The sequence below is a fragment of the Hydrogenophaga sp. ANAO-22 genome, from assembly GCF_042466645.1.
Classification (GTDB): domain Bacteria; phylum Pseudomonadota; class Gammaproteobacteria; order Burkholderiales; family Burkholderiaceae_C; genus Hydrogenophaga.
Genome location: NZ_CP159956.1, coordinates 2,900,090 through 2,924,497, shown reverse-complemented (window position 1 = coordinate 2,924,497; position 24,408 = coordinate 2,900,090). Strand labels below are relative to the sequence as shown.

At 67.8% G+C, this 24,408-nt stretch carries 30 protein-coding genes and 1 riboswitch; of the genes, 22 read left to right on the top strand and 8 right to left on the bottom strand.

Annotated features, from left to right (window positions below; genetic code table 11):
- Positions 1-10 precede the first annotated feature (10 nt).
- Complete coding sequence (locus ABSY19_RS14100; RefSeq protein ID WP_382163664.1) at positions 11-817, bottom strand: SDR family NAD(P)-dependent oxidoreductase; 807 nt, start codon at positions 815-817, stop codon at positions 11-13.
- A 142-nt stretch (positions 818-959) separates the two neighbouring features.
- On the opposite strand from ABSY19_RS14100, the gene ABSY19_RS14095 reads away from it, so the two are divergent.
- Entirely contained in the window at positions 960-1,625 is a 666-nt protein-coding gene (locus tag ABSY19_RS14095) for a TetR/AcrR family transcriptional regulator (RefSeq protein WP_382163662.1), read from the top strand.
- A 7-nt stretch (positions 1,626-1,632) separates the two neighbouring features.
- On the opposite strand, the gene ABSY19_RS14090 is transcribed toward ABSY19_RS14095, so the two are convergent.
- Together ABSY19_RS14090 and ABSY19_RS14085 are read right to left on the bottom strand one after the other, a co-directional pair.
- Positions 1,633-1,968, bottom strand: coding sequence for a multidrug efflux SMR transporter (locus tag ABSY19_RS14090; RefSeq protein WP_291111674.1), 336 nt, complete (start codon positions 1,966-1,968; stop codon positions 1,633-1,635).
- On the bottom strand, positions 1,965-2,705 hold the full coding sequence (locus ABSY19_RS14085) for an SDR family NAD(P)-dependent oxidoreductase (protein ID WP_382163660.1): 741 nt from the start codon (positions 2,703-2,705) through the stop codon (positions 1,965-1,967). Before ABSY19_RS14085 ends, ABSY19_RS14090 begins: the two co-directional genes overlap by 4 nt.
- Positions 2,706-2,805: 100 nt before the next feature.
- Between ABSY19_RS14085 and ABSY19_RS14080 the strand changes: the two genes are divergently transcribed.
- From ABSY19_RS14080 to ABSY19_RS14050, 7 genes are all read left to right on the top strand, one after another.
- Complete coding sequence (locus ABSY19_RS14080; protein WP_382163658.1) at positions 2,806-3,423, top strand: TetR/AcrR family transcriptional regulator; 618 nt, start codon at positions 2,806-2,808, stop codon at positions 3,421-3,423.
- Between the two features lie 73 nt (positions 3,424-3,496).
- Entirely contained in the window at positions 3,497-4,093 is a 597-nt protein-coding gene (locus tag ABSY19_RS14075) for a TetR/AcrR family transcriptional regulator (RefSeq protein ID WP_382163657.1), read from the top strand.
- A gap of 99 nt (positions 4,094-4,192) precedes the next feature.
- Entirely contained in the window at positions 4,193-4,900 is a 708-nt protein-coding gene (locus ABSY19_RS14070) for an SDR family oxidoreductase (protein WP_382163655.1), read from the top strand.
- A gap of 12 nt (positions 4,901-4,912) precedes the next feature.
- The gene (locus ABSY19_RS14065) at positions 4,913-6,298 is read left to right on the top strand and encodes an MATE family efflux transporter (RefSeq protein WP_382163653.1); all 1,386 of its coding nucleotides are present in this window, start codon (positions 4,913-4,915) and stop codon (positions 6,296-6,298) included.
- A gap of 38 nt (positions 6,299-6,336) precedes the next feature.
- Positions 6,337-6,759 carry a PaaI family thioesterase gene (locus tag ABSY19_RS14060; protein WP_382163651.1) on the top strand — a complete coding sequence of 141 codons (423 nt, stop codon included), beginning with the start codon at positions 6,337-6,339 and terminating at the stop codon, positions 6,757-6,759.
- A gap of 93 nt (positions 6,760-6,852) precedes the next feature.
- Entirely contained in the window at positions 6,853-7,218 is a 366-nt protein-coding gene (locus ABSY19_RS14055; protein ID WP_382163649.1) for a DUF4148 domain-containing protein, read from the top strand.
- A gap of 86 nt (positions 7,219-7,304) precedes the next feature.
- Positions 7,305-7,949: a PolC-type DNA polymerase III gene (locus tag ABSY19_RS14050; RefSeq protein WP_382163648.1), complete on the top strand. Its 645-nt coding sequence runs from the start codon at positions 7,305-7,307 to the stop codon at positions 7,947-7,949.
- On the opposite strand, the gene ABSY19_RS14045 is transcribed toward ABSY19_RS14050, so the two are convergent.
- Positions 7,930-8,259 carry a hypothetical protein gene (locus ABSY19_RS14045; RefSeq protein ID WP_382163646.1) on the bottom strand — a complete coding sequence of 110 codons (330 nt, stop codon included), beginning with the start codon at positions 8,257-8,259 and terminating at the stop codon, positions 7,930-7,932. The genes ABSY19_RS14050 and ABSY19_RS14045 overlap by 20 nt on opposite strands.
- A gap of 165 nt (positions 8,260-8,424) precedes the next feature.
- Here ABSY19_RS14045 and ABSY19_RS14040 point away from each other — a divergent pair, with 165 nt between their 5' ends.
- Together ABSY19_RS14040 and ABSY19_RS14035 are read left to right on the top strand one after the other, a co-directional pair.
- Positions 8,425-9,522, top strand: a complete 1,098-nt coding sequence (locus tag ABSY19_RS14040) for a 3-deoxy-7-phosphoheptulonate synthase (protein WP_382163644.1) — start codon at positions 8,425-8,427, stop codon at positions 9,520-9,522.
- A 5-nt stretch (positions 9,523-9,527) separates the two neighbouring features.
- A complete protein-coding gene (locus ABSY19_RS14035; RefSeq protein WP_382163642.1) occupies positions 9,528-10,556 on the top strand; it encodes a patatin-like phospholipase family protein in 1,029 nt (342 codons plus the stop codon).
- Positions 10,557-10,569: 13 nt separating this feature from the next.
- Here the strand turns inward: ABSY19_RS14035 and infA are convergent, their stop codons facing one another.
- The 3 genes from infA to ABSY19_RS14020 all read right to left on the bottom strand — a co-directional run bounded on the left by infA (position 10,570) and on the right by ABSY19_RS14020 (position 12,416).
- The gene (gene infA / locus ABSY19_RS14030) at positions 10,570-10,824 is read right to left on the bottom strand and encodes a translation initiation factor IF-1 (RefSeq protein WP_056265133.1); all 255 of its coding nucleotides are present in this window, start codon (positions 10,822-10,824) and stop codon (positions 10,570-10,572) included.
- Between the two features lie 28 nt (positions 10,825-10,852).
- On the bottom strand, positions 10,853-11,119 hold the full coding sequence (locus ABSY19_RS14025; RefSeq protein ID WP_382163640.1) for a hypothetical protein: 267 nt from the start codon (positions 11,117-11,119) through the stop codon (positions 10,853-10,855).
- A 355-nt stretch (positions 11,120-11,474) separates the two neighbouring features.
- Positions 11,475-12,416, bottom strand: coding sequence for an ATP-binding protein (locus ABSY19_RS14020; RefSeq protein ID WP_382163638.1), 942 nt, complete (start codon positions 12,414-12,416; stop codon positions 11,475-11,477).
- On the opposite strand from ABSY19_RS14020, the gene ABSY19_RS14015 reads away from it, so the two are divergent.
- From ABSY19_RS14015 to ABSY19_RS13975, 9 genes are all read left to right on the top strand, one after another.
- Positions 12,400-12,921, top strand: a complete 522-nt coding sequence (locus ABSY19_RS14015) for a hypothetical protein (RefSeq protein WP_382163636.1) — start codon at positions 12,400-12,402, stop codon at positions 12,919-12,921. The genes ABSY19_RS14020 and ABSY19_RS14015 overlap by 17 nt on opposite strands.
- Positions 12,922-13,180: 259 nt before the next feature.
- Positions 13,181-13,690, top strand: a complete 510-nt coding sequence (locus ABSY19_RS14010; RefSeq protein WP_382163634.1) for a spore coat protein U domain-containing protein — start codon at positions 13,181-13,183, stop codon at positions 13,688-13,690.
- 13 nt (positions 13,691-13,703) lie between these two features.
- On the top strand, positions 13,704-14,396 hold the full coding sequence (locus tag ABSY19_RS14005) for a hypothetical protein (protein WP_382163632.1): 693 nt from the start codon (positions 13,704-13,706) through the stop codon (positions 14,394-14,396).
- An 85-nt stretch (positions 14,397-14,481) separates the two neighbouring features.
- A complete protein-coding gene (locus tag ABSY19_RS14000) occupies positions 14,482-14,874 on the top strand; it encodes a GFA family protein (RefSeq protein ID WP_382163630.1) in 393 nt (130 codons plus the stop codon).
- A 92-nt stretch (positions 14,875-14,966) separates the two neighbouring features.
- Positions 14,967-15,563 carry a response regulator gene (locus ABSY19_RS13995; protein WP_382163628.1) on the top strand — a complete coding sequence of 199 codons (597 nt, stop codon included), beginning with the start codon at positions 14,967-14,969 and terminating at the stop codon, positions 15,561-15,563.
- 7 nt (positions 15,564-15,570) lie between these two features.
- Complete coding sequence (locus tag ABSY19_RS13990) at positions 15,571-17,364, top strand: ATP-binding protein (RefSeq protein ID WP_382163626.1); 1,794 nt, start codon at positions 15,571-15,573, stop codon at positions 17,362-17,364.
- Positions 17,365-17,495: 131 nt separating this feature from the next.
- Positions 17,496-17,804 carry a hypothetical protein gene (locus tag ABSY19_RS13985; protein ID WP_382163624.1) on the top strand — a complete coding sequence of 103 codons (309 nt, stop codon included), beginning with the start codon at positions 17,496-17,498 and terminating at the stop codon, positions 17,802-17,804.
- A gap of 26 nt (positions 17,805-17,830) precedes the next feature.
- Positions 17,831-18,619 carry an aminoglycoside phosphotransferase family protein gene (locus tag ABSY19_RS13980; RefSeq protein WP_382163622.1) on the top strand — a complete coding sequence of 263 codons (789 nt, stop codon included), beginning with the start codon at positions 17,831-17,833 and terminating at the stop codon, positions 18,617-18,619.
- Between the two features lie 247 nt (positions 18,620-18,866).
- On the top strand, positions 18,867-20,054 hold the full coding sequence (locus ABSY19_RS13975) for a calcium:proton antiporter (protein WP_382163621.1): 1,188 nt from the start codon (positions 18,867-18,869) through the stop codon (positions 20,052-20,054).
- 74 nt (positions 20,055-20,128) lie between these two features.
- On the opposite strand, the gene ABSY19_RS13970 is transcribed toward ABSY19_RS13975, so the two are convergent.
- On the bottom strand, positions 20,129-20,713 hold the full coding sequence (locus ABSY19_RS13970) for a hypothetical protein (RefSeq protein ID WP_382163619.1): 585 nt from the start codon (positions 20,711-20,713) through the stop codon (positions 20,129-20,131).
- An 82-nt stretch (positions 20,714-20,795) separates the two neighbouring features.
- Here ABSY19_RS13970 and ABSY19_RS13965 point away from each other — a divergent pair, with 82 nt between their 5' ends.
- The 3 genes from ABSY19_RS13965 to ABSY19_RS13955 all read left to right on the top strand — a co-directional run bounded on the left by ABSY19_RS13965 (position 20,796) and on the right by ABSY19_RS13955 (position 24,377).
- Positions 20,796-21,050 (top strand): ParD-like family protein, encoded by a 255-nt coding sequence (locus ABSY19_RS13965; protein ID WP_382163615.1) that lies wholly within the window; start codon positions 20,796-20,798, stop codon positions 21,048-21,050.
- A complete protein-coding gene (map, locus tag ABSY19_RS13960) occupies positions 21,050-21,841 on the top strand; it encodes a type I methionyl aminopeptidase (protein WP_382163611.1) in 792 nt (263 codons plus the stop codon). The genes ABSY19_RS13965 and map overlap by 1 nt, the downstream gene beginning before the upstream one ends.
- 29 nt (positions 21,842-21,870) lie before the next feature.
- Positions 21,871-21,960, top strand: a riboswitch (glycine riboswitch).
- Positions 21,961-22,088: 128 nt separating this feature from the next.
- A complete protein-coding gene (locus ABSY19_RS13955) occupies positions 22,089-24,377 on the top strand; it encodes a penicillin-binding protein 1A (protein ID WP_382163609.1) in 2,289 nt (762 codons plus the stop codon).
- The last annotated feature ends 31 nt before the right edge of the window (positions 24,378-24,408 follow it).

Here is a 24,408-nt window from a genome sequence, read left to right as displayed (position 1 = left end):
TTCTCCCGGTTCACATGCCCATGCCGCCGTCGACCGGCAGGCCCGCGCCGTTGATGAAGCGCGCCGCGTCCGAACAGAGGAAGACCACCGCGTCCGCCATGTCGCCCACCTCGCCCAGGCGGCCCGAGGGGGTCTGCTCGATGATCGCGCCCACCGCCGCGTCGGGCGAGGCGAACAGGCCGGCGGCCACCACGTCACCCGCGAGCTTCATGCCCATCTCGGTCGGCACCAGGCCGGGGTAGATGCAGTTCACGCGCACGCCGTAGCCGAGTTTGCCGGCTTCCATCGCGGCCACGCGGGTGAGGCGGTCCACCGCCGACTTGGTGGCCGAGTAGCCCGCGATGGCGGGGAAGGCGATGGTGGCCGCGACCGACGAGATGTTGACCACCGCCCCGCCCTGGCCGGCGGCGCCGTTGGGCCGCATGGCGCGGAAGGCGTGCTTGAGGCCCAGCGCCGTGCCGACGATGTTCACGTCCAGCATCTTGCGCAGCGCCTCGGGCTCGATGTCGGCCACCAGCGCGGTGACCTCGATGCCGGCGTTGTTGATCAGGATGTCGAAGCCGCCCAGCGTGTCCACCGTGGCCTTCACGGCGGCCTGCCAGTCGGCCTCCTGCGTCACGTCGAGCTTCACGAAACCGGCTTTCGCGCCGCCGGTGACGGGCAGCTTGCCCGCCGTCTCCTGGCCGAGCGACGTGAGCACGTCGCCAATCATCACCGAGGCACCCGCTGCCGCGAGCGCCTGTGCCATGCCTTCGCCGAGGCCGCGCGCGCCCCCGGTGACCAGGGCCTTGCGGCCGGTCAGATCGAACTTCGCCATGTTTGTCTCCTGGTGTGTGTGGACCGTGTTCTTCGAGGAACGGCTCCATGCTACGGAGCTTTCTTGACAAGTGTCAAGATTTTTCTTGACGACTGTCCAAATTCGAATGGCGCGGGCGGGCGGCCGTCCTTACAATGGCCCGATGAGCAAAGCGCCCCCCCGCAACGACAAGTTCAACGAACGCCGCGCCGAACTCGGCGAGGCCGCGCTGCAGACGCTGGCCGACCTGGGCTACGCGCGCACCAGCCTGCGCGAGATCGCGCAGAACTCGGCGTTCTCGCACGGCGTGCTGCACTACTACTTCACCGACAAGCTCGACCTGATCCTGTGCAGCGTGCGCCAGTACAAGGCGCGCTGCGTGACGCGCTACGACGAGGTCACGACGACCTCCACCCACTTCGAACAACTGCTCGACGGTTTTGCCGACGCGCTGGGCGAGACGCTGCGCACCGAGACCACCATGCACCGGCTCTGGTACGACCTGCGCTCGCAGGCGCTGTTCGAGGAGGCGCTGCGCGACGACGTGGAGGCCATCGACAAGAGCCTGGAGAAAATGATCTGGCGCGTGATGCAGCGCCTCTCGGAGCTCGCGGGCGCGCCGGTGAAGGCGCCGAGCGAGGTGGCCTATGCCCTGCTCGACGGCCTGTTCCAGCAGGCCCTGCTCAAGCACCTCTCGGGCGACAGGAAGGCCATCGCCACCCTGCAGGCCGGCGTGCGCCTGGTGGTGCTGCAGATGATCGACGCGCCCGCCGCCGCCGCGCCCCAGCGCGCGAAGAAGGCGCCCAAGCGCAAGCTCGCCATCGCCTGAGCCGGCGCTACGTCGTGGCCTTGAGGCCGGCCACGCCGACCAGGATCAGGCCCATGCAGGCGAGCCGGAACGGGTCGCCGCTCTCCCCCATCCAGGTGATGCCCGACAGCGCCACCGTCACGCAGCCCACGCCCACCCACACAGCGTAGGCGGTGCCCATGGGCAGGTCGCGCAGGGCCAGCGTCAGCAGGCCCAGGCTCAGCGCGACCACGCCGAGGCCGATCACGCTGGGCCAGAACACGGTGAACTCCTGCGAGCGCTTGAGCGCGATCAGCCACACCGGCTCCAGCAGGGCCGCGAAGAGCAGGATCAGCCAGGCGGTTTTTTCCTGAGAGGCGATCATGCGGCGTACCCCCCGTCGACGGCGATCGATGCGCCCGTGATGAAGCGCGCGCCGTCGCCGGCCAGGAAGGCCACCAGCGCCGCCACCTCGTGCGGCTCACCGTACCGGCCCAGCGCCACATGGGCGCGCTCGCCCTCGGCCTGCGGGCTGTCCGCCGGGTTCATGTCGGTGTTGATCGGGCCGGGCAGCACCAGGTTGGCCGTGATGCCGCGCGGCCCGAGGTCGCGCGCCAGGCCCTTGGTGAGGCCGACCAGCGCGGCCTTGCTCATCGCGTACAGGCTCCAGCCCGCCTCCGGCACGCGCTCCGAGAGGCAGCTGCCGATGCTGATCACGCTGCCGCCCGGCGCCATGTGCGGCACCGCGGCGCGCGTGGCGATCACCGTCGCGGCCATGTGCACGGCGACCAGCGCGTCGAGCTGCGCATCGGTGGTCTCGTCGATGGCGCCACCGGCGTAGATGCCCGCGTTGTTGACCAGGATGTCCAGCCGGCCGTGCACCTCGCGCGCGCGGCCCACCGCGGCGGCCAGGGCCAGGCGGTCCGCGCTGTCGGCCTGGATGGCGCTGCAGCGCACGCCCTCGGCCACGATGGCGTCGTGGGTGCGCTGCGCCTGCGCCGAGACGTGCTGGTGGGTGAAGGCCACCTCGGCGCCGTGCTGCGCGAGCTGGCGCGCGATGGCCGCGCCGATGCCCCGGCTGCCGCCGGTGACGAGCGCCACTTTGCCTTGGAGCGGTTTCATGTCGAGTCCTTTTCGTAGTGATGACTTCAAAATGGTAGAAAGGCGGACCGGTTCGCGCCCGGCCCGAATTCTTCGACCACTCATACAGAAAGGAAACGCCATGGCCACCCGAGGTCGCCCACCCGGTTTCGCGCGCGATGCCGTGCTCGCCAAAGCCATGCTGGTGTTCTGGGACCGCGGCTACGACGGCACGTCCATCGCCGACCTCACCACGGCCATGGGCATCAACCCGCCCAGCCTCTACGCGGCCTTCGGCTCCAAGGAAGCGCTGTTCCGCGAGGCGGTGGACCTCTACGAGCGCACGGAGAATCCCGAGGCCGAGCTGGCGCTGACCGACGAGCCCACGGCCTTCGAGGCCATCGCGGCCATGCTGCGCAGCCACGCCATCGCCTACGTGAACCCGAGCCGGCCGAGCGGCTGCATGGTGGTGCTCGGCGCCACCGTGGGCGTGCCGGCCAACGAGAAGGTGCGCGCCCACCTGCGCGAGCTGCGCCTGCGCGCGCAGGACGCGATCCAGCACCGCATCGAGTGCGGCATCGCCGACGGCGACGTGCCGCCGCAGGTCGACTCGGCGCTGCTCGCGATGTACTACACCACGGTGCTCGAGGGCCTGTCGATGCAGGCGCGCGACGGCATGGGCGAGGAACAGCTGCTGCGCATCGTGGACTGCGCGATGGCCTCGTGGCGCAGCTCGGTGGTGGTGGCGTCGAAGCGTTAGCGCCGGGCGCGGTTGCGCCGTTGATCGGGTGAAATATGACGGTCGTCATATTGACGGCTACAATCCCGCCACCATGGAAATCGCGCCCAACCGCAAGGCCCTCACGCACGAACGCATCGTGGACACCGCGTCGCGGGCGATCCGCCGCGCGGGTTTCCAGGGCGTGGGCGTGGGCGACATCATGAAAGAGGCCGGCCTGACCCACGGCGGCTTCTACGCCCACTTCGCCTCGCGCGACGCGCTGCTGGCCGAGGCTCTGGCGCACGCCGGGCAGCAGAGCGCGGCGCGCATCGCCAAGGGCAACGCCGCGCGCGAGGCCGAGGGTGCGAGCCCCCTGCGCGCGCTGGTGGACGGTTACCTGTCGGAGCGCCACCTGAGCGGCACCGAAAACGGTTGCGCGGTCGCGGCCCTGGTGTCGGAGATGCCGCGCCAGTCGCCCGATGTGCGCGCCGCCGCCGCCGAGCGCGTGCGCGGCCTGGTGTCGGCGGTCGAGCGCGCGCTGCCCGAGGGCGCGGCCCCCGGCCTGGCCGCCGCCATCGCCAGCCAGCTGGTGGGCGCGCTGCAGCTGGCGCGCGCGCTGGGCGACAACGCCGAGGGCAAGGCCCTGCTGGCCGACAACCGCCGCGCCCTGCTGGCGCGGCACGACGTTTCTTCTTCCCCTTCCACCTGAACCCTGCCGGCTTTCATGTGCCCCGTTTTGCTTCGCCCACAAATATGACGATCGTCATATTCACCTTGTCTCCCTTCCTTCATTGACTGGACTTTCACCATGCAGCTTCACAACGCCACCGTTCTCATCACCGGCGCCAACCGGGGCATCGGCCTGGCCTTCGCGCGCGAGGCGCTGGCGCGCGGCGCGCGCAAGGTCTACGCCGGGGCGCGCAACCCGGCCAGCGTGACGCTGCCGGGCGTGGAGCCGATCGCGCTGGACGTGACCGACCCGGCGGCGGTCGCCGCCGCGGCGCGCCACGCGAGCGACGTGACGCTGGTGGTGAACAACGCCGGCATCGCTTCGCTGGGCGGCTTCTTCGCCGATGGGGCTGAGGCCTCGGCGCGCGCGCACCTGGAGACCAACTTCTTCGGCCTGCTGCGCGTGAGCCAGGCCTTCGCGCCGGTGCTCGCGGCCAACGGCGGCGGCGCGCTGCTCAACGTGCTGTCGATCGCGAGCTGGATCAACTCGCCCATGCTGTCGGTCTACGGCGCGAGCAAGTCCGCCGCCTGGGCGCTCACGAACGGGCTGCGCCACGACCTGCGCGCGCAGGGCACGCAGGTGCTGGGCCTGCACATGGGTTTCGTGGACACCGACCTCACGCGCGGCATCGAGATGCCCAAGTCCACACCCGAGGCCATCGTGCGCCGCGCCTTCGACGCGCTGGAAGCCGGTGCCGAGGAGGTGCTGGGCGACGAGCTCACGCAGCAGGTCAAGCGCGGCCTCTCGGCCGAACCCGGCATCTACCTGCGCGATGCGCGCGCCTGAGCGGAGCCCCCCATGAGCGCTGTCCTGCCCGTCGACGCACCGCGCGCCGACCCCGCCCAGACCCGCGTGCAGCAGATGCTGCACGCGCCGCTGCTGCCCACGCTGTTCCGGCTGGCCACGCCCAATGTGATGGGCCTGTTCGCCATGACCATCGTGATCGGCTACGACGGCTACATCCTCGGGTTGGTGGGGGCGGACGCGCTCGCCGGCATCGCGCTGGTGTTCCCCTTGTCGATGCTGATGCTGCAGATGTCGGCCGGTGGCATCGGCGGCGCGACCACCGCCGCCGTGGCGCGCGCGCTGGGCGCGGGCCGGCGCGAGGACGCGAGCCGGCTGGCGCAGCAGGCCTTGTTGATCGCCGCGCTGCTGGCAGTGCTGTTCATGGCGGCCATGCTCGGCGGCGGGCGCGGCATCTTCGCCGCCATGGGTGGGCGCGGGCCGGCGCTGGAGGCGGCGCTGGCGTATTCGAACGCGCTGTTCGCGGGCGCCGCGGTGATCTGGTTCACCAACGTGCTGGCCGCCGTGGTGCGCGGCGCGGGCAACATGCTGCTGCCCTCGCTGCTGCTGGTGGCCACCGCGCTGATGCACCTGGGCCTGAGCCCGCTGCTGGTGTTCGGCTGGGGCCCGGTGCCGGGCATCGGCGTGGCCGGCGCGGCCCTGAGCACGCTCACGGTGAACGCGCTGTCGGCCGTGGTGATGGTGGCCTGGCTGCTGCGCCGCGACGGCGCGGTGCACCTGGGGCGCACACCGTGGTGGCCCCAGCGCTCGCTGTGGCGCGAGATCCTGCGCGTGGGCCTGCCGGCCTCGCTCAGCCCGGTGATCAGCAACGCCTCCATCGCGGTGGCCACGGCGTTCGTGGGCCACTACGGCACGGCCGCGCTCGCGGGCTACGGCGTGGCGGCGCGGCTCGAGTACATCCTGGTACCGATCGCGTTCGGCTTCGGCACCGCGCTGACCGCGATGGTCGCGACCAACATGGGCGCGGGGCAGGCCCCGCGCGCGGTGCGCGTGGCCTGGGCCGGTGGCGCGGTGGTGGCGGCCATCACGGGCGCCATCGGCGTGGCGACCGCGATCGCACCCGGGCTGTGGATGAACCTCTTCACGCAGGACGCCGCGGTGCTGGCCTTCGGCGCCAGCTACCTGAACATCGTGGGCGGCTGTTACGGCTTCTTCGGCCTGGGCCTGGCGCTGTTCTTCGCTTCGCAGGGCGCGGGCCGCATGTTCTGGCCGCTCGCGGGCAGCATGGGCCGCCTCGTCATCCTCGGGGTGGGCGGCTGGCTCTGCGTGCATGTGTTCCAGACCTCGGCCAGCGGCCTGTTCGCGGTGGTCGCGCTCAGCCTGGTCGTTTATGGTTCCACCCTGGCGATCGCGATCCGGCTGGGCAGCTGGACGCGCTGAGCCCCTCGCCCTTTCATTCCAAAAAACAGGAGACCCGCATGACCGACCTCACCGAACAATTCAACCAACGCGGCGTGGGCAAACTGCCGGGCCATCTCGGCCTGGTCTTCACGCAGGTGAGCCCGCAGGAGGTGCGCGCCGAACTCGCGGTGCAGCCCCACACCATGGCACCCAATGGTTTCCTGCACGCGGGCAGCGTGGTCACGCTGGCCGACACGGCCTGCGGCTACGGCTGCGTGGCCAACCTGCCCAAGGAGGCCAACGGCTTCACCACCATCGAGCTCAAGAGCAACCACCTGGGCACGGCGCTGGAAGGCACCATCGACTGCGTGGCCAAACCCGCGCACCTGGGCCGCACCACGCAGGTGTGGGACGCGGTGGTCACGCACCGCGAAACGGGCAAGACGATCGCCCTGTTCCGCTGCACGCAGATGGTGCTGTACCCCAAGGCGGTGGGCTGAGCGCGCACCGGGTTGAATCCAGTGGCGGGATGAGCGCGTATCCAGTGGGCAAGCCAACGCCGGCACCGCCGGCACAACCCCAAGGAGCCTCCCATGAAACTCGCCCGCCTCTCCCTCATCGCCCTGGCCCTCTCCACCGCCTGCGCCGGCATGGCGCTGGCCGCCGACGCTGCGTCGCCCAAGACGCGCGACCAGGTGCGCGCCGAACTCGCCGAAGCGCAGCGCAACGGCACGCTGATCGCCGATGGCCAGACCGGTGCCACCTACCGCGACCTCAACCCTGGCCGCTACGCCACCATGCCCATGGCATCGATGAAGACCCGCGCCGACGTGCGGGCCGAGCTGCGCACCGCCTGGGCGCGTGGTGAGCTGGTGGCCGACGGCCAGACCGGCATCACCTACCGCGAACAGGCGCCGCACCGCTACATGACGCAGACCCTGGTGGTGGTCCAGCGCTGAACGGCCCGCCCACCGGAGCCCCGGCGTCTTTCGGCGACACCGGGGCTTCAGCGCATGGGGTGCGCGCCGCGCTACAGTTCAGCCCCATGTCCCGCATTGCTGTCATCGACTTCGAAACCACCGGCATCTCGCCCACCATGGGCGACCGCGCCACCGAGGTGGCCATCGTCATCACCGAACAGGGGCGCGTGGTGGACCGCTACCAGAGCCTGATGAACGCGGGCGTGCGCATCCCGTCTTTCATCACGCAGCTGACCGGCATCACCAACGCCATGATCGAGACCGCGCCACCGGCCGACACCGTGATGCGCGAGGCCGCGCGTTTCGTGGGCGAGGTGCCCATGGTGGCGCACAACGCGGCGTTCGACCGCCGCTTCTGGACGGCCGAGCTCGAGCGCGCCGGCGCGCAGGCGCCGCAACCCTTTGCCTGCACCGTGCTGCTCTCGCGCCGGCTCTACCCCGAGGCGCCGAGCCACAAGCTGGGTTCGCTGGTGGATTTTTTCCGGCTGCCGCGCACCGGCCAGGCACACCGGGCCTTGGCCGACGCCGAGATGGCGGCCGAGCTGCTGGGCCGCATCCAGCACGACCTGCGCGCACGCCATGGTGTGGACGAGCCCGATCACGGTTTTCTGATGGCCCTGCAGCGCTGCACGCGCGCCGCCCTGCCCCGCTTCATCCAGACGCACACACAGCGCCCGGATGCGCAGGCCCTCAAACCACGCGCAGCTTGATCAGCCCCAGCGACCAGGGCTGCCAGTTCATGGCCACGTACGAGGTGGTCTTGTGCACGCTGTTGTCGTAGGCGCCGGCCATGTAGGACAGCTCGGCGCTGGTGCGGTACCCGGCGCCCAGGCCCAGGTTGTTCTCGTTGTAGCCGTTGTGGCGGGCAAAGTGGCGCGAGAAGCCGCCCACGTTGATCCAGACCTCGTTCTTGAAAGGCTCCAGCACCCTCGCGGGCGGGTCGCCGGGCGCGGTCGTCTGCGCCAGGGCCGGGCCGCTGCCCAGGCACACTGCCACGAGTCCGAGGTAAAAGGTCTTCATCGTCCTGTCCATCTTCCATCGCCCACACGGTGGGCCTGTCTCTGTCGACCGCGCGCTTCAACGCCTGAAACCGCCCATGCCCCAGAATCCACCGAACGTGACTTTTTTGCGCGCCCACGGACCTCGGGCCGCTTCTTTGTCATCAGCCCGACATTTCGATCTGTCATGAAAACCCACACCCCGCACACCGTCCTGTCCACCCACGACACCACCCGCATCGACGACCTGCGCATCGGCGCGGTGCGCCCCCTCATCACGCCGGCCCTGCTGCAGGAATGGCTGCCCGCGCCCGATCCCGCGCAAGCCCTGGTGGAAAGCAGCCGCGCCGCGATCTCGCGCGTGCTGCATGGGCAGGACGACCGCCTTGTGGTCGTCGTCGGCCCGTGCTCCATCCACGACCACGCCCAGGCCATCGACTACGCCGAGCGCCTCAAGGCCCAGGCCGACGCCCTGCAGGAGGACCTGCTGGTGGTGATGCGCGTGTACTTCGAGAAGCCACGCACCACGGTGGGCTGGAAGGGCTACATCAACGACCCGCACCTCGACGGCAGCTTCGCGATCAACGAAGGGCTGGAGATGGCGCGCGCACTGCTGCTGGAGGTGCTCGCGCTGGGCCTGCCGGTGGGCACCGAATTCCTGGACCTGCTCAGCCCGCAGTTCATCAGCGACCTGGTGAGCTGGGGCGCGATCGGCGCGCGCACCACCGAGAGCCAGAGCCACCGGCAGCTCGCCAGCGGGCTGAGCTGCCCGGTGGGCTTCAAGAACGGCACGGACGGCGGTGTCAAGGTCGCGTCCGATGCGATCCAGGCCGCGCGCGCCGCGCACGCCTTCATGGGCATGACCAAGATGGGGCAGGCCGCGATTTTCGAGACGCGCGGCAACGACGACTGCCACGTGATCCTGCGCGGCGGCGCGCAGCCCAACTACAGCGCCGCGGACGTCGCCGCCGCCTGCGGCCTGCTGCAGAAAGCCGGCCTGCGCGAACAGGTGATGGTCGACGTGTCGCACGCCAACAGCAGCAAGCAGCACCGCCGGCAGATCGACGTGGCCGCCGATGTGGCCGCGCAGATCGGCGCGGGCGAGCGCCGCATCGTGGGTGTGATGATCGAGAGCCACCTGCACGAAGGCCGGCAGGACATCGTGCCTGGCCAACCCCTGCAGGCGGGCGTGAGCGTGACCGATGCCTGCATCTCGTTCGAGCAGACCGTGCCGGTGCTCGAGGGCCTGGCGGGCGCCGTGCGGGCCCGGCGCACACGCGGGTAGGCCCCATGGCCCTGCGCTGGCGCGGTCCGCCCACCGTCAACCTGGCCCTGCAGGGCGGCGGCGCGCACGGCGCCTTCACCTGGGGCGTGCTCGATGCCCTGCTGGAGGATGGGCGCCTGCGCTTCGACGGCGTGAGTGGCACCAGCGCGGGCGCGATGAACGCGGTGCTGCTGGCGCAAGGCCTGATGGCCGGGGGAGCGGAGGGCGCGCGCGCCGCGCTCAGGGGCTTCTGGAGCGCCGTGGCGGCCAGCATGCCGTTCGAGGTGGCCTTGCCCACGGCCGACGGCAAGGACATGCGGCTGGCGCCGGCCATGCAGCTCATGCTGCAGTGGACCCACTACTTCTCGCCCGAGCAGCTCAACCCGTTCGACCTCAACCCCTTGCGCAAGATTCTGTCGAGCCAGGTCGATTTCGAGCGCCTGCGCGCGCGCAGCCCGGTCAAACTGTTCGTCGCGGCGACCAACGTCAACACCGGCAAGCTGCGGCTGTTCCGCTCAGGGGAGCTCACGCCCGACGCGGTGCTGGCCTCGGCCTGCCTGCCCACCATGCACCGCAGCGTGGTGATCGATGGAGAGCCTTACTGGGATGGGGGTTACGCGGCCAATCCGGCGGTGTTCCCGCTGTTTCACGAGTGCCGCGCGCGCGACATCGTGCTGGTGATGCTGGCCCCGCTCAAGCACAGCGCCACGCCGCAGTCGGCGGCGGACATCAAGAGCCGCATGATGGAGCTGGCGTTCAACGCCACGTTCCTGCGCGAGATGCGCATGTTTGCGCACCTGCGCGAGCGCGCGGCCCACAGCCCCTGGTGGCGCCGGGGCGAGCTCGACCGGCGCCTGGCCGGCACGCACTTTCACGTGATCGAGGCCAGCGAGGTCATGCGCGAGCTGAGCACCGAGAGCAAGGCCGCGGCGAACATGCGCTTTTTTGAAATGCTGTTCGCGCTGGGCCGCGAGCACGGCAGTGCCTGGCTGTCGGCGCACCACGCCGACGTGGGCCGACGCAGCAGCGTCGACCTGCAGGCCCTGTTCTACTGAGAAAAACGAAGGATCAGCGCGGCTTGCGCGGCACCATCGGGCCGCGGCCTTCGATGTGGCGGAAGTTGATGCGGCCCTTGGTCAGATCGTAGGGCGAGAGCTCCAGCGACACCCGGTCACCCGCCAGGATGCGGATGTGGTTCTTCTTCATCTTGCCGGCCGAATAAGCGATCAATTGATGACCGTTGTCCAGCGTGACGCGAAAGCGCGTGTCGGGCAGCACCTCGTTGACGATGCCCATCATGTCGATCAGTTCTTCTTTGGCCATGGTGTTTCCTTTGCTTGAAGTGTATCGGTCAGTTCGGGCGGGCGGAAAGGCGGACCGAGTCGTGCACCCAGTCAATGCCTTGCGCAAGGGCGTAATCGGCCGCCGCGTCGTGTGTGGGAAAGGCGCTGTCGAACCGGATCACCCGGTCGGTGGACGCGCTGCCATGGCCGCTGGCAATGGAGACCTGCGCGGCAAAAAGGCCGTCCGGCAGAAGGCGGGGCAAAGCCGCGATGCGGTATTTGCCCATGGTGAGGGGAGACAGTCTCGTAATCGTTGTGTCGTTCGTGTGAATCATCAAAAACATCAGTGGGCGGGACGCGCGGTCGGTACCGTGGCGTCGTGGATGCCCGAAACAAATAACAGGTGGCAGCCCCATGCGCCGGGGTGCCCCACCGGTTCATCCGATCTCGGCGTGGCGCGGATGCGTCAAGCCAGAACCGGCGCACGAGCCACGGCAGAGGCATCGGCAACAGCAGGGAGGAAGAAGGCCACGGTGCTGTGAGAAAGCGGTGTGGCGGCACCTTGGAGGGGCTGGACCAGCAGCCCCTCTGCCGGGGGCGGTTGCATCCTGGCAGTGAAGTCGGGATGCGGCTGGTCGCTCAAGGCGACTGCGTAATGTAACACAAAAGGGCCAGCCGCGCTGGCCACCTTCAGGGAGCGTTGCCTGACGCCTGGGCCCCAAAGGAAGAAATGGTCTCCTGGATGAGATTTGCCAGCTTTTCGTAGGGCAGGGGCTTGTAGGCGATGACAACGGCGGTGGCGGTGCTTTCCGGGCCATGCCGGATTTCCACATCCCCGGTCAGCAGAATGGACGGGATTTGTGCCCCGGCCCGCTTGCGGACCCGCTTGATCAATTCATAGCCAGACAGTCCGGCGTCCAGATGAAAGTCGGTCAGGATCAGGTCGATCGGGCTGGACGTCATTTCCAACTTGGCTTCCAGGCCAACCCAGTCGCACGCGGCGATGACGCGGCAGCCCCACTCCTCCAGCGTGCGCGCCATGCTTTCCAGCACGATTTCATCGTTGTCCACGACGACGATGCGCAACCCACGAAGGTAGGTGTCCTTGGCGGGTGCGACCACTGCCTGCAGGTCCTGGCTGCGGGGCAGGGTCAGGAAGAAGGTGGTTCCCTGCCCCACCAGCGATTCCACCTGAATGGGGGCTTTGATGAGATCGGCCGTCTGTTTGACGATGGCCAAACCGAGCCCGATGCCATCCACCGAGTCCTTTCGATAAGGCAATCGGACAAAAGGCTCGAATATCTTGTTCAGGTCGTCCGTCGGGATGCCGATCCCGTTGTCCGCGACGGTGATCACCACCGACTGTGGCGCCGGCGACGTGGCGGTGATCCGCACCAGGCCGCGCGACGAATACTTGATGGCGTTGGACAGCAGGTTCGTCAGGATCGTTCTCAGATGATGGGGATCGGTCAGCACGTTCAGTTCGTGCGCCTCGAAAACGACGCTCAAACCACTGGTGCTGGCCGTCTCTTCAAACTCATTGGCCAAGGAGCTGAACATCTTTTCCAGCGAGATGGCCTCCGACAACGTCGTGACCTGCCCGGAGTTCAGCCGGGTGACGGCCATCAACATGGTGAGAGATTTCGAAAGCGAGTTGACCACTTCGTTCACCGCTTCGACCTCCACCCGCAGCGACGACAGCGAGGCTTCGGGCACCCAAAGCCGCCGAAGCCTGCACATGGTGACGTTGCGGGACGTGCTCAGCATCGTTGCCGAGATCGATGACATTCTGGCGCGCGAGTTCGGCGGCAAAGGCCGGGGCATTCACAGCAAGCTCGACAGCGTGCATCCGGCCCTTCCGAACCAGCTGGACAAAAGGCTGCGCTACTTCGAGGCGGTGCGCAACAAGGCCTTGATGCAACCCGACTGGCGCATTCCAGACCGCACCCACTACATCACCGAATGCCAAGCGGCAGCGCGGCGCCTGCATCTCATCGCTCAGCAGCGCGAGCGCCGACGCCGCATGCTGGCTCCTCTCCAACGCTTGCGCGGGATGCCGGGGTCGTTCGCGATCGTGATGGCGGCGGTGGGCGCCCTGTTGTTGCTGGTCAGCGGCGCGATCTCCTTTTCGGCCTAGCCCGCGCAACGGAGATGGGGTTCCTGCGCCGGTGACCGGTGCAGGAAATGAATATTTCATTCCACAAACAGGCAATTTGGTTCCCATCCGGCATGGCTTGGTGTCCAACGCCGACGGAGCGCGACCGGGCCGATAGCCTCAGGTCCGGGGCATGCATGCAGAACGGGAATCGGTCCATTCCACATCCCCACATGTTCGTCCCGCAACCCGAGGTCAACGCACATCGCGCGGGCGCCTCATTCGCCACAAAGGAAGTTCCATGAAGACCCCGTTCCGCGTTCTCCTGCTTTGCGCCGTCGGCCTGGTGGGCCAGCAAGCACTGGCCGCCAATGTCAGCGCCACCTTCAACGCGTCCGTCACACTGACCTCCGTCTGCCGGGTCAAGACCGGCTCCGACAACCAGACGCTCAGTTTCGGCACCTACATCGCGTTCCAGGGCGGCGCACAAAACGCCGCCGGCATCAACATCGATTTCGAATGCACGCGCGGTTTTGCCGCCGCCCCCACCGTGGCCTTCGACACCGGCACCGACATGACGAGCACCGCTGCGGCAGCCACGGCGACGGGCGAAGGCGTGGTTGCCGGCCTGCGCTATACGCTGGCCGTCGCAGCAGGTGCCATCACGGCGGGCTCGGCGGCCACAACCTCCAGCACCGGCACAGCCGACACCTACCGCTATGCCGTGTCAGGCGCCATGCCTGCAGGCCAGGCAGGCACTCACAACCCGGGCCTGCTGACTCAGGTGCGCCAGCTGATCATCACCTACTGATCTCTGGAATGCCATGAACGCAGCCTGCAACGCCTGCCGCCGGGTGGCGGGCATGTTGTGCGGCCTTCTTCTGACGTGCCCCTTCGCGGCCGGCGCCGCTGCCACGGCGAGCCGCGGCAGCACCTGCAACAACAACAGCAACTGGCGCGCGCCCGCCACGGGCACTGGCAATGTTCAAATCGGCACCTTGAACTTTGGTGCCGCCTTGACGGCCACGACCACGCTGAACTACTGCATCCGGGTTCAGGTGGGCGCTGGCGCCAACCCCCCTTCACCCGCGGCCGGCGTCTACAGCGACACCTTCAACATCTTCGCGCAATACCCCAACAGCAACGCGGGCGCGCTCAGCCCCAACGCACCGGTGGTGATGACCGTGGGCGTGAACAACCAGTGCGTGTTCAACACCTATCCGGGCAACCTGGCGTTCAACTACACCGCGTTCAGCGCCACAGCACAAACCTCAACCACCAGCTTCATGTTGCGCTGCAGCTCGGGCCTGCCGTGGACCATCTCGGTGAGCCCGAACCCCGCCGTGCTCCAAGGTCTGCGCTACACCATCACCCCTTCGCCCGCTTCGGGCAGCGGCAATGGCAACACCGGCCAGGCGGTCACGCTCACCGGCAACATGCAGGCGGGTCAGGCAGGCACCTGCACCGGGCCCACATGCTCGGGTACCCAGGCGCACACGGTGTTCATCACCTACTGAACGCCCGTGGGTCCGCGGTCAAAAAAACCGTTTCCGAAGACCGGGTGCCGGGGAGACAATGGCGGTCGATCCCAGGAGACGCAGCATGGACCGATTCACGGGTGGTTGCCTGTGCGGCAACGTTCGAATTGAAGCCACCGGCAGACCCCATCGGGTGGGCCTGTGCCACTGTCTCGACTGTCGGAAACACCACGGCGCGCTCTTCCACGCCTCCGCGATCTTTCCGCAGAACGCCGTGACCGTCGAAGGCGAAACGAGCGACTACGCCGGCAGGTTCTTCTGTCCTCGCTGTGGCTCGTCGGTGTATGGGCGCAGTGGCGACGAAATCGAAGTCAACCTGGGCACCCTCGACGCGCCCGACCAGTTCGTGCCCACCTACGAACTCTGGACCGTGCGCCGCGAATCCTGGCTGCCACCGTTCCCACTCGCCAGGCGGTATGAGCGCGACGAGGAGGAAACGGGCCGTCCCGAGGCATAAGCGGCGAATCCTTGCGCCCACCGCGGCCACGATGCTGCCGCGGCTAACATCTGGCGATGTCAGAAAACCAGCGATGCAAAACGATACTGGCCGTGGACGACCACGAACTGGTGCGGATGGGCTTGCGCCAGGTGATTGTTCAGCACTTCGCGGACCGGTTCCATGTGGCCGATGCGCACAGCCTGGAACAGGCCCTGCTGTTTCTAAAGCAGCGCGCCGAGGAGGTCTTTCTGCTGTTGCTCGATCTGAACCTGGGCGACACCCGCGGCCTGACCGGCCTCAAACTCCTGCGGCAGCTCTATCCGCAGTTGCCGATCGTGGTCGTGTCGGGCACGCACGATCCCCGCGTCCGCGAAGAAGCCTTGGCGCACGGTGCCTGGGGCTACTTCTGCAAGACGGGCGATACCGATGGATTGAAGGGCATGCTCGCGGCGATTGAGAGCGCCTCCACGGCAAACCATCGCCCGGGGAAGCACGGCGCGGCGGCCCGCAGCCAGAACCTGAGGCCTGGGGTCCGGTTGACCGACCGCCAGATCCAGGTCCTGGAGCTGCTGCTCAGCGGCCTCGACAACCAGGCGATCGCCGCCGAAACCGGGCTGGTGCTGGGCTCGGTGAAGAATTGCGTTTCGACGATTTTTCTCGTCTTCAACGTTCGCTCCCGCGCCGAGCTGATCGGGCTGTTTTCCTGAGCCTGGTGTGATCGAGAAGCTGCTGACGAACATCCACCAGTCGATGGGCGTGCAAGCCCGGTCGCCACTGGCCGTGCAGCGCATCCAGCTCGCGCTCCTGCTGCAAAAGACCGGGCCGGTGCGCATCCTCTCGCCCATCCCTTTCGCCACGCCGCTGGCGATCCTGTTCTACCTGAATGGGACGTCCCTGCTTCCCCTGGTCTGGCTCGGCCTGTTCTACATCGTCGTCTTCACGAGCTACGTGCAGCGCAGAAAGCTGGAAGCCCACGGCCCCCTGCAGGACCACGAGTTGCCCCGCATCCTGCAAGGCCGTGTCCGGGACATCTTTCTGCTGGGCGCCATGTGGGGGGCCGCACCCTGGCTGCTCCACGCGCACCGGAACGTGGACCCTCTGATTCTCATCTCCGTGTTCATCATGGGTGCGATATCGCTCGGCTCCGCGATCGTCTCCACCCACCGCCAGACCATCGCCGCGTTCAGCATCCCGGCGGCCGCCGGCATGATCTCCGCCTGCCTCTGGCACGGTGGCCTGGTCGGTTCGGTGCTGGCCTTCTGCATGACGCTCTTTCTGGTGATGACGCTCAAGTGGACGTTCCAGCAGGCGGACCTGCTCGAGCAGTCGCTGACGGTGCGCTTTGAAAAGGAAGACCTCGCCCGCCGCCTGGCCCAGCAGGTGGAACTGGTCGAAAACGCCAACCGGGAAAAGAGCCGCTTTCTCGCGTCCGCCAGCCACGATCTGCGCCAACCGCTTCATGCCATCTCGCTGTTCACCTCGGTGCTGGAACGGTCCCGGCTCGATCCGGACAGCGCACAGACGGTCACGCGGTTGAGCCACTCGGTGCGCATGCTGAACCAGTCGCTGGACACCATGCTCGACATCTCCCGGCTGGATGCGGGCGCCGTGCAACCCACGCTGGAGCCCGTGCGCGTGCACGAGCTGTTCCTGTCGCTGCACCACATGTTCTCCGGCAGCGCCCAGGAGCGCGACCTGCAGCTTCGGTTCCGGGCGCCGGGTGATCTGGTCGTCGTGAGCGACGTGCAGCTGCTCACGCGCCTGCTCGGCAATCTGATCGACAACGCCATCAAATACACGCGCACCGGTGGTGTGCTCGTCGCGGCAAGGGCGGGGGTCCCCGCGGGACGGGCCGGCTGGGTCCGCTTCGAGGTGGTCGACACCGGCATCGGCATCGCGACAGAACATCAACAACGGGTGTTCGACGAGTTCTACCAGCTGGCCAATCCACAACGCGACCGCGCATCCGGTCTGGGCATCGGCCTGTCCATCGTCAAACGGCTCTCGAGCCTGCTGGAACATCCCATGGCGCTCTCATCGATGCCGTCGCGAGGCACCCGCTTTCGGGTGTGGGTGAAACAGGCCGACGGGCGCAGGCTCCACCCGGCAAGCCCGGCAGACGCTGGCCTTGTTCCCCCGGTTCACGCCGCGAACAGCCTGCCGCGCCATGTGCTCGTCATTGACGACGAGCCGGCCAGCCGCGAGGCCATGGCATTGGTGCTCTGCGCGCGCGGTTGCACGGTGTATCCCGCCGGCGATCTGGCGCAGGCGCAGCACCTGCTGCAGCGACACCCGATCGACGCCGTCGTTTCCGACTTCCGGCTCCCGGGAGAACGCAACGGCCTGGACTACCTCCTGGTGCTGCGCAACACCTCACCCCACCTGCGCACCTTGCTGGTGACCGGCGAGACCGCGCCGCAACGCATCACCGACATCCGAACCAGCGGTGTGCCCTTCCTACACAAACCTGTGCAAGCGCAACAGCTGCTGGACGCGCTGGCGCGCTGATCTGCCGTTCTCACCCGCCGCCATGTGACCGGGGTCACTTCACGCCAGGGAGGGTCGCGATGAATACTCGCGATCGTCTGTTGACCCTCGCCCCTTCCGATCCAACCACGTCCCGCCCGGGACCCGTTCCCATGCGCAAACTCCTTCTTGGCCTGACCCTGTCCTTGCTCGCCGCGGTGTCCACCGCGGCACCCGATCCGCAATGTGCCGAGTACGACAAGCTCCGCACCCAGAGAGACAACGCATTGCGCGTGAAGAACTTCAAACAGTATTGCGATGCCCTGTCGGGTTTGATCAAGCTGATGCCGGCAAAACCGCCCGAACAGGCGCGGCTCCAATGCGAAGCCAAGGCCACGAACATGAAGGTCGAGACCTGGCTCGGCATCCGCCCCGAAGTGGTGTCCACCATGACGAGCACGTTTGACGAGCAATGCAGGTGACAGGGGGCATGCGCTAAGGTGTCGGGATGAGGGCCGAGTACGTCCATCGCTGGGGCCTGGTGCCCGATGGTGCACCTGTCGTCACGAACAGCGGGCAGCTCCTGCCCGTGCGGTTCCACGGGACGCCCGCCATGTTGAAGCTGTCCACCCAACAGGAGGAGCGGGCCGGCGCGGCATTGATGGCCTGGTGGCAGGGCGACGGTGCGGCCAGGGTGCTGGCCCACGAGGGCCCGGCGCTGCTGTTGGAGCGAGCGCCAGGCGGCATGGCGCTCGCCGAGATGGCTCGCCATGGGCGCGACGATGAAGCCAGCAACATCCTGTGTGCCGTGGTCGCCCGACTGCACGCGCCGCGGCCAGAGCCGCCACCGGCACTCACCGACTTGCCCACCTGGTTTCAAGGGCTGGAGGCCTGCGCGGCAGCAAGAGGCGGCATCTTCGCCACGGCCGCAGCGACCGCACGGGACTTGTTGGCCTCGGCGCGGGATGTCGGTGTGCTTCACGGGGACATCCACCACGGCAACGTCCTGGACTTCGGTCCGCGCGGTTGGCTCGCGATCGACCCCAAGGGCCTGTGGGGCGAACGCGGGTTTGACTACGCCAACCTCTTCTGCAATCCCGACGCTGAGACCGCCACCTCGCCGGAGCGGTTTCTTCGCAGGCTGGAGGTGGTTGCCGCCTCGGCGGGTCTCGAGCGCAGGCGGCTGCTTCAATGGATCCTGGCCTGGGCGGGTCTTTCCGCTTGCTGGCATCTGGAGGATGGCTCCGCGCCGGACACGGCCTTGGCCATGGCCCACATGGCATCGGCCCATCTCTGAGCGGTCACGAGCACCGTTTCTTCTCCAGCCGCATGGCGCCCGAACAGGGCCGCTTCACAGGTCCTGTTCAGGCCCGCGCCAATGCCCTGAGAGGAGAGGCGCGGCTGAGGCGGTTCACGGGGTCACAAGCTCGAAACCTATAATTGTGGGGCTCACGCGCCAAGTGTGAGGCCGAATGGGGACGACCCCATCGGCATGGATTCAACCGCGAGGGACGGCCCCCGCACTGCTTGTGAAAGTGGTCGCCATGGTCAACGCCTCCCCCCTCCACCCGCCCGCCGCGCGCGCGCGGCTCATCTCTCCGGCCACCTGGGCGCTTCTGCTCGGTGCATGGGTCGTGGTGGGGTTGTTCTCTTTTTACGGTGCCTCCTGGCTGGCCGCGCCACTCACACCCGGTGTCGCCGGCCTGAGCTTCGCCGTGCTGCTGGCCACCATCGTGGCGGCATCGTTTGGTGTCGTGCATGAGGCGGACTACCTGGCGCACAAACTGGGCGAGCCGTACGGCACGCTCATCCTGACGCTGTCCATCGTGTCCATCGAGGTCATCCTGATTGCCTCGGTGCTGTTGGGACCGGGGGAAGCCCCCACGATCGGGCGCGATTCCATTTTTGCCGTGTTGATGATCATCCTGAACCTCGTGATGGGGATCTGCCTGACGGTGGGCGCTGCCCGGCATGGCGAACAGGAATTCAATGCGCAGGGGGCGACGGCTTACCTGTCGATGATTGCCCTGTTGACCACGGTGGCCCTGGTGCTGCCGAAGTTCACCAGCACGGCGGGTGAATTCGGGCCTGAGCAGGCGATGGGCATCGGTGTCCTCACCGCGCTGCTGTACGCGGCCTTCCTGTGGAAGCAGATCGGCAGCCACAAGCGCCTCTTCGTTCAGCCCCCTCCCGGGGCGATGGTGGTGCGCCGCATGGAGCGGACCTCCAGGGCGCCGACCGAGACCGAAAAGGCGGAGGGTTCTGTCCAGCAAAGCAGGAAGGATGTCTGGGTGCATTCGCTGCTGCTGCTGGCCATGATTGTTCCGATCGTTCTGCTGGGCCACCACCTGGCCGTCGTGCTCGACTACGGCATTGCGGCCGCGGGCGCGCCCGTGGCCGTGAGTGGCGTGCTCATCGCCCTGATCGTGTTCACCCCCGAGTCCTTGACCGCCGTGCGCGCGGCGCTGGGCAATGAGATGCAGCGGGCCGTGAACCTGTGTCTGGGTGCCTTTGTCTCCACCGTGGGGCTCACGGTTCCCGCGGTGCTGGCCATTGGCTTGTTGTACGACAAGCAGGTCGTCATGGGCATCTCCCACATGGACACGGCGCTGTTTGTGGCCACCGCCGTGCTGAGCATGCTCACCTTCAACGGCCAGCGCACCTCGGCGCTGCAGGGTTACATGCACCTCGCGCTGTTTGCCGTGTTCGCCGTCCTGTTGTTCTTTCCCTAGCCGCGCCATGGGCAGCCCACGGTGGATGCGGTCGAAACATCTGCGAACAGCATTTCAGCGGCCATGCGGGCAGACTAGGGCCCATGAAAATCCTTGCCCTTGTCTTCTCCCTGAGCGCCGTGGCGTTCGCGCCCATCCCGGTGATGGCGCAGCAGACCCCCGCGAAGCCCGCCGCCAAGCCGGCGGCCAAACCCACCACCACGACCAAACGCGCGCCGCTGGCGCGCTCCGCGGCCAAGGCCGTGGAAGAAGTGACGCCGATCGAAGAGGATTCCAGCGTGAACCTCACCGAAGCCGATCTCGCGGTCGCGCAGCGCGTGTACCTCGGCAACATCCCCTGCGAACTCGGCTCGGCTGTGGAGATCGTGCCCGCCAAGCGGCAAGGGTTCTTCATCGTGCAGGTGAAGAACATGCGCAACGCGCGGTACTACATGCACCCGGTGGAAAGCCGCACCGGTGCCATCCGTCTCGAAGACCCGAAGCGGGGCGCCATGTGGCTGCAGCTGGGCAACAAGTCCATGCTCATGAGCCAGCAACTGGGCAAGCGGCTCGCCGATGAATGCATGAGTCCCGAGCAGCTGACGCTGGCCGGTGAAATGAAGCGCAACCCGCCCAAGGGCCTGCTGGATCCGGTGGACCCCCACCGACCGCCGCGCCACCCACCCCGCCGGCCAACCCCAATTAGCCGCCGTCCACCTCGAGGCGTATATAATTCATATACGTTTCATATAGAGGTGATGAATGGGGATCGTCAAGATTTCGGACCTGATGCACGAGAACCTGCGCGTGGCGGGGAATGCGCTGAGCAGGTCCATCAATGCGCAGGCCGAACACTGGATGCGGGTCGGCATGCTGACCGAGCTTCACCCGGCGCTGGACCACCGGGAGATCTGCCAGCTGTTGGTGCGGGCGGAACTCGCGGGGGGCCTGGACATCACCGTGGCGGCCGCGACCCCAGCGGGCAAGGCCCGCACAGCCCCAGCGGGCCAGCGCTAGTGGCTCGCGGCATCACCATCAAGTCGGCCGAGGACATTGAGATGGCGCGGCGCGCCGGCAGGCTGGCCGCGGAGGTGCTCGGCATGATCGAGCCCCACGTCGTCCCCGGGGTCAGCACGGAGACGCTGGACCGGATCTGCCACGACCACATCGTGAATGTCCAGGGCGCCATCCCGGCCAACCTGGGGTACCACGGGTATCCCAAGACCATCCTCACCTCCGTCAACCAGGTGGTCTGCCACGGCATCCCCTCGCCCGACAAGCTGCTGAAGAAGGGCGACATCATCAACATCGACGTGGCCGTCAACCAGGATGGCTGGTTCGGCGACACCAGCCGCATGTACTTCGTCGGCACACCCAACGTGCTGGCCCGGCGTCTGGTGGAGACCACCTACGAAGCCCTGCTGGCCGGCATCCGGCAGGTCAGGCCCGGCGCGACGCTGGGGGACATTGGCCATGCCATCCAGTCCGTCGCCCATCGAGAGCACTTCAGCGTGGTGCGCGAGTACTGCGGGCACGGCATTGGCCGGATCTACCACGAAGAACCGAACGTGCTTCACCATGGCCGGCGCGGCGAGGGGCTCAGGCTGGAGCCGGGGATGGTCTTCACCATCGAACCCATGCTCAACGCAGGCCAGCGCGAGACCCGGACCTTGGCCGATGGGTGGACCGTCGTGACCAGGGACCGCTCCCTGTCCGCCCAGTGGGAACACATGGTGGCCGTCACGCCCGAGGGACACGAGGTGCTCACGCCCTGGCCTGGTGGCACGGGTGCCCGCGCACCGGTGTGACGCCCGGGTTTTGACCCTCTGATAGACTGCGACGCTCTGCGGGAGAGCGAGGCGTGTCGCGCCTCCGCCGAAGGCGCAAACTCCCATGATCGCTCAGGCCACCGGACCGCAGACACATTTCGCCGACTGGAGAGAGGCCGGGCCGCACCACGCGCGCACCGGCACACCGAAGGGGCAGACTGCCGACGCAGTCGAAACTCTCAGGTAAAAGGACAGGGGGAGAGGCGCTTTCACCTGAGCCTTGCCCATGTTCCCCTTTCGAACCCCTTTCACGGTCCGGTTCTTCGCCGCGCTGGCCCTTGGCCTGTGCATCGGCGTTGCCCTCGGCGCCGCCCATGCCTTGCACCGCCTGTGGCAGCAGGTGCCCGAGGTCGGTCACCTGGCCCACTACGAACCGATGCTGCCCATGCGCATCCACGCCAGGGACGGCAGCCTGCTCGCCGAGTACGGCGAAGAGCGGCGCGAGTTCGTGCCGATCGAGCGCATCCCGTTGCGCATGCAGCAAGCCTTGCTGGCCATCGAGGACGCGCGGTTCCACGAACACGGGGCGGTGGATTACGCGGGCCTCGTTCGCGCGGCGCTCGGCAACCTCGTGGCCGGTGGGCATGCGCAAGGTGGCAGCACCATCTCCATGCAGGTCGCGCGGGTCTTCTTCCTGAGCCGGGAGAAGACCTACCGGCGCAAGGTCATGGAGATCATGCTGGCCTACAAGCTCGAATCGGTCTACAGCAAGGACAAGATCCTGGAGCTGTACATGAACCAGATCTACCTGGGCGAACGGGCCTACGGTTTCGCGGCGGCCGCATCGGTCTACTTCGACAAGACGCTCGACCAGCTCAGCGTCGCCGAGGCGGCCATGCTGGCCGGCCTGCCCAAGGCGCCCTCCGCCTACAACCCGGTCGCCAACCGCGAGCGCGCCACCGTGCGCCAGCAGCACATTCTCAAGCGCATGCGCGAGCTGGGGCATCTCGATGAGCCGGCCTACGAGCAGGCCCGCGCCGAGCCCCTGACCTTGGCGCTGAACCACCCGTCGACCGATCCGGCATCGGCCTACGCGGTCGAACAGGTTCGCAGGATGCTGGTGGAGCGTTATGGGGACGAGGCCTACTCGCGGGGCCTGGATGTGACCACCACCATCCGCGTGGCCGAGCAGCGCGCCGCCACCCATGCCTTGCGCACCGGCCTGTTGAACGCACAGCACCAGCGCGGCCCCGCCGGGCCGGAAGGCCATCTGAAGCAAGCCGTGCAGGCCGCCGACCCGGCCGGCATCCGCCGGGCCCTCGCGCCCTACCGGGACAGTGGCGCCTTGCGCGTGGCCACCGTGCTGGAAGCCTCGACCTCCGCCGGCATCACGGCCGCCCTGCGCGACGGCACCGTGATTCGCATTGCACGCCACACGCTGAGCCCGGGCAGCAGCGCGCTGCTCAAACCGGACGCACCGGCGCGCAGGCGCATCGAACCGGGCGCCGTCGTTCGTGTCGTGGCCGACACGGCCGGGCGCTGGCGGCTGACACAGCTGCCGCAGATGCAGGGCGCGCTGGTGTCCATCGATGCGAGGTCGGGTGAGATCCTGGCACTGGCCGGGGGCTTCGACTTTGCGTTCAACCAGTTCGACCACGCGGTGCAGGCGGTGCGCCAGCCGGGATCGACCTTCAAGCCCTTCGTGTTTTCCGCCGCGCTGGAAAAAGGTTATTTCCCCGGCACCCTGGTCGACGACACGCAGCGGCTGGTCACGCCCTCGGCGCGCGGCCGCAAGGCCTGGCGGCCGCGCAACTACGGCAACCAGTACGAAGGCTTCATCACGGCCCGGCGGGCCCTGGCGCGCTCGAAGAACGTGGTGGCGGTCAACCTCATGGACGCCGCCGGCACGGAATATGTGCAGCAGTTCGCCACCCGTTTCGGTTTCGCGGCCGAGCTCAATCCCCCGATCCTGCCGCTGGCGCTGGGCGCGGGTGCGGTGACCCCGCTGCAGCTCACCGAGGCCTACGCGGTGTTCGCCAACGAAGGAGAGCGGGTCGAGTCCCGCCTGGTGCTCAAGGTCAGCGAGCGCGGCGGTGCGGTGCTCTACGAAGCGCCGCTGGTGTCGCCCCGCGGCCAGGTGATCTCCCCACGCAATGCCTACGTGATGGACAGCATGCTGCGCGACGTGGTGCGGCACGGCACGGGGCGGCGCGCGAGCGCACTCGGGCGCGAAGACACGGCCGGCAAGACCGGCACGTCCAACGACGCGCGCGATGCCTGGTTCGCCGGTTATTCATCGGGCGTCGCTTCGGTGGTGTGGATCGGGTACGACCAGTCGCGCAGCCTGGGCAACGCGACCGGGGGAAGCCTGGCATTGCCCGTCTGGACGGATTACATGAAGGTCGCCGTCGCCCAGCGGCCCGAGCAGGAGCGCCGCATGCCGGCGGACCTGGTGCCATGGGGCAACGACTACGTCTACCCGGAATCCCTGGAAGGACCCTGCACCGTCGAGCCCCACACCTTCATCCAGGGCCCGTTCGAATGCCGCAGCGGCATCCCGGCCCCGGGGGAATGAAAAAGCGGCGTTGCTCGGCCCCGATTTGCCC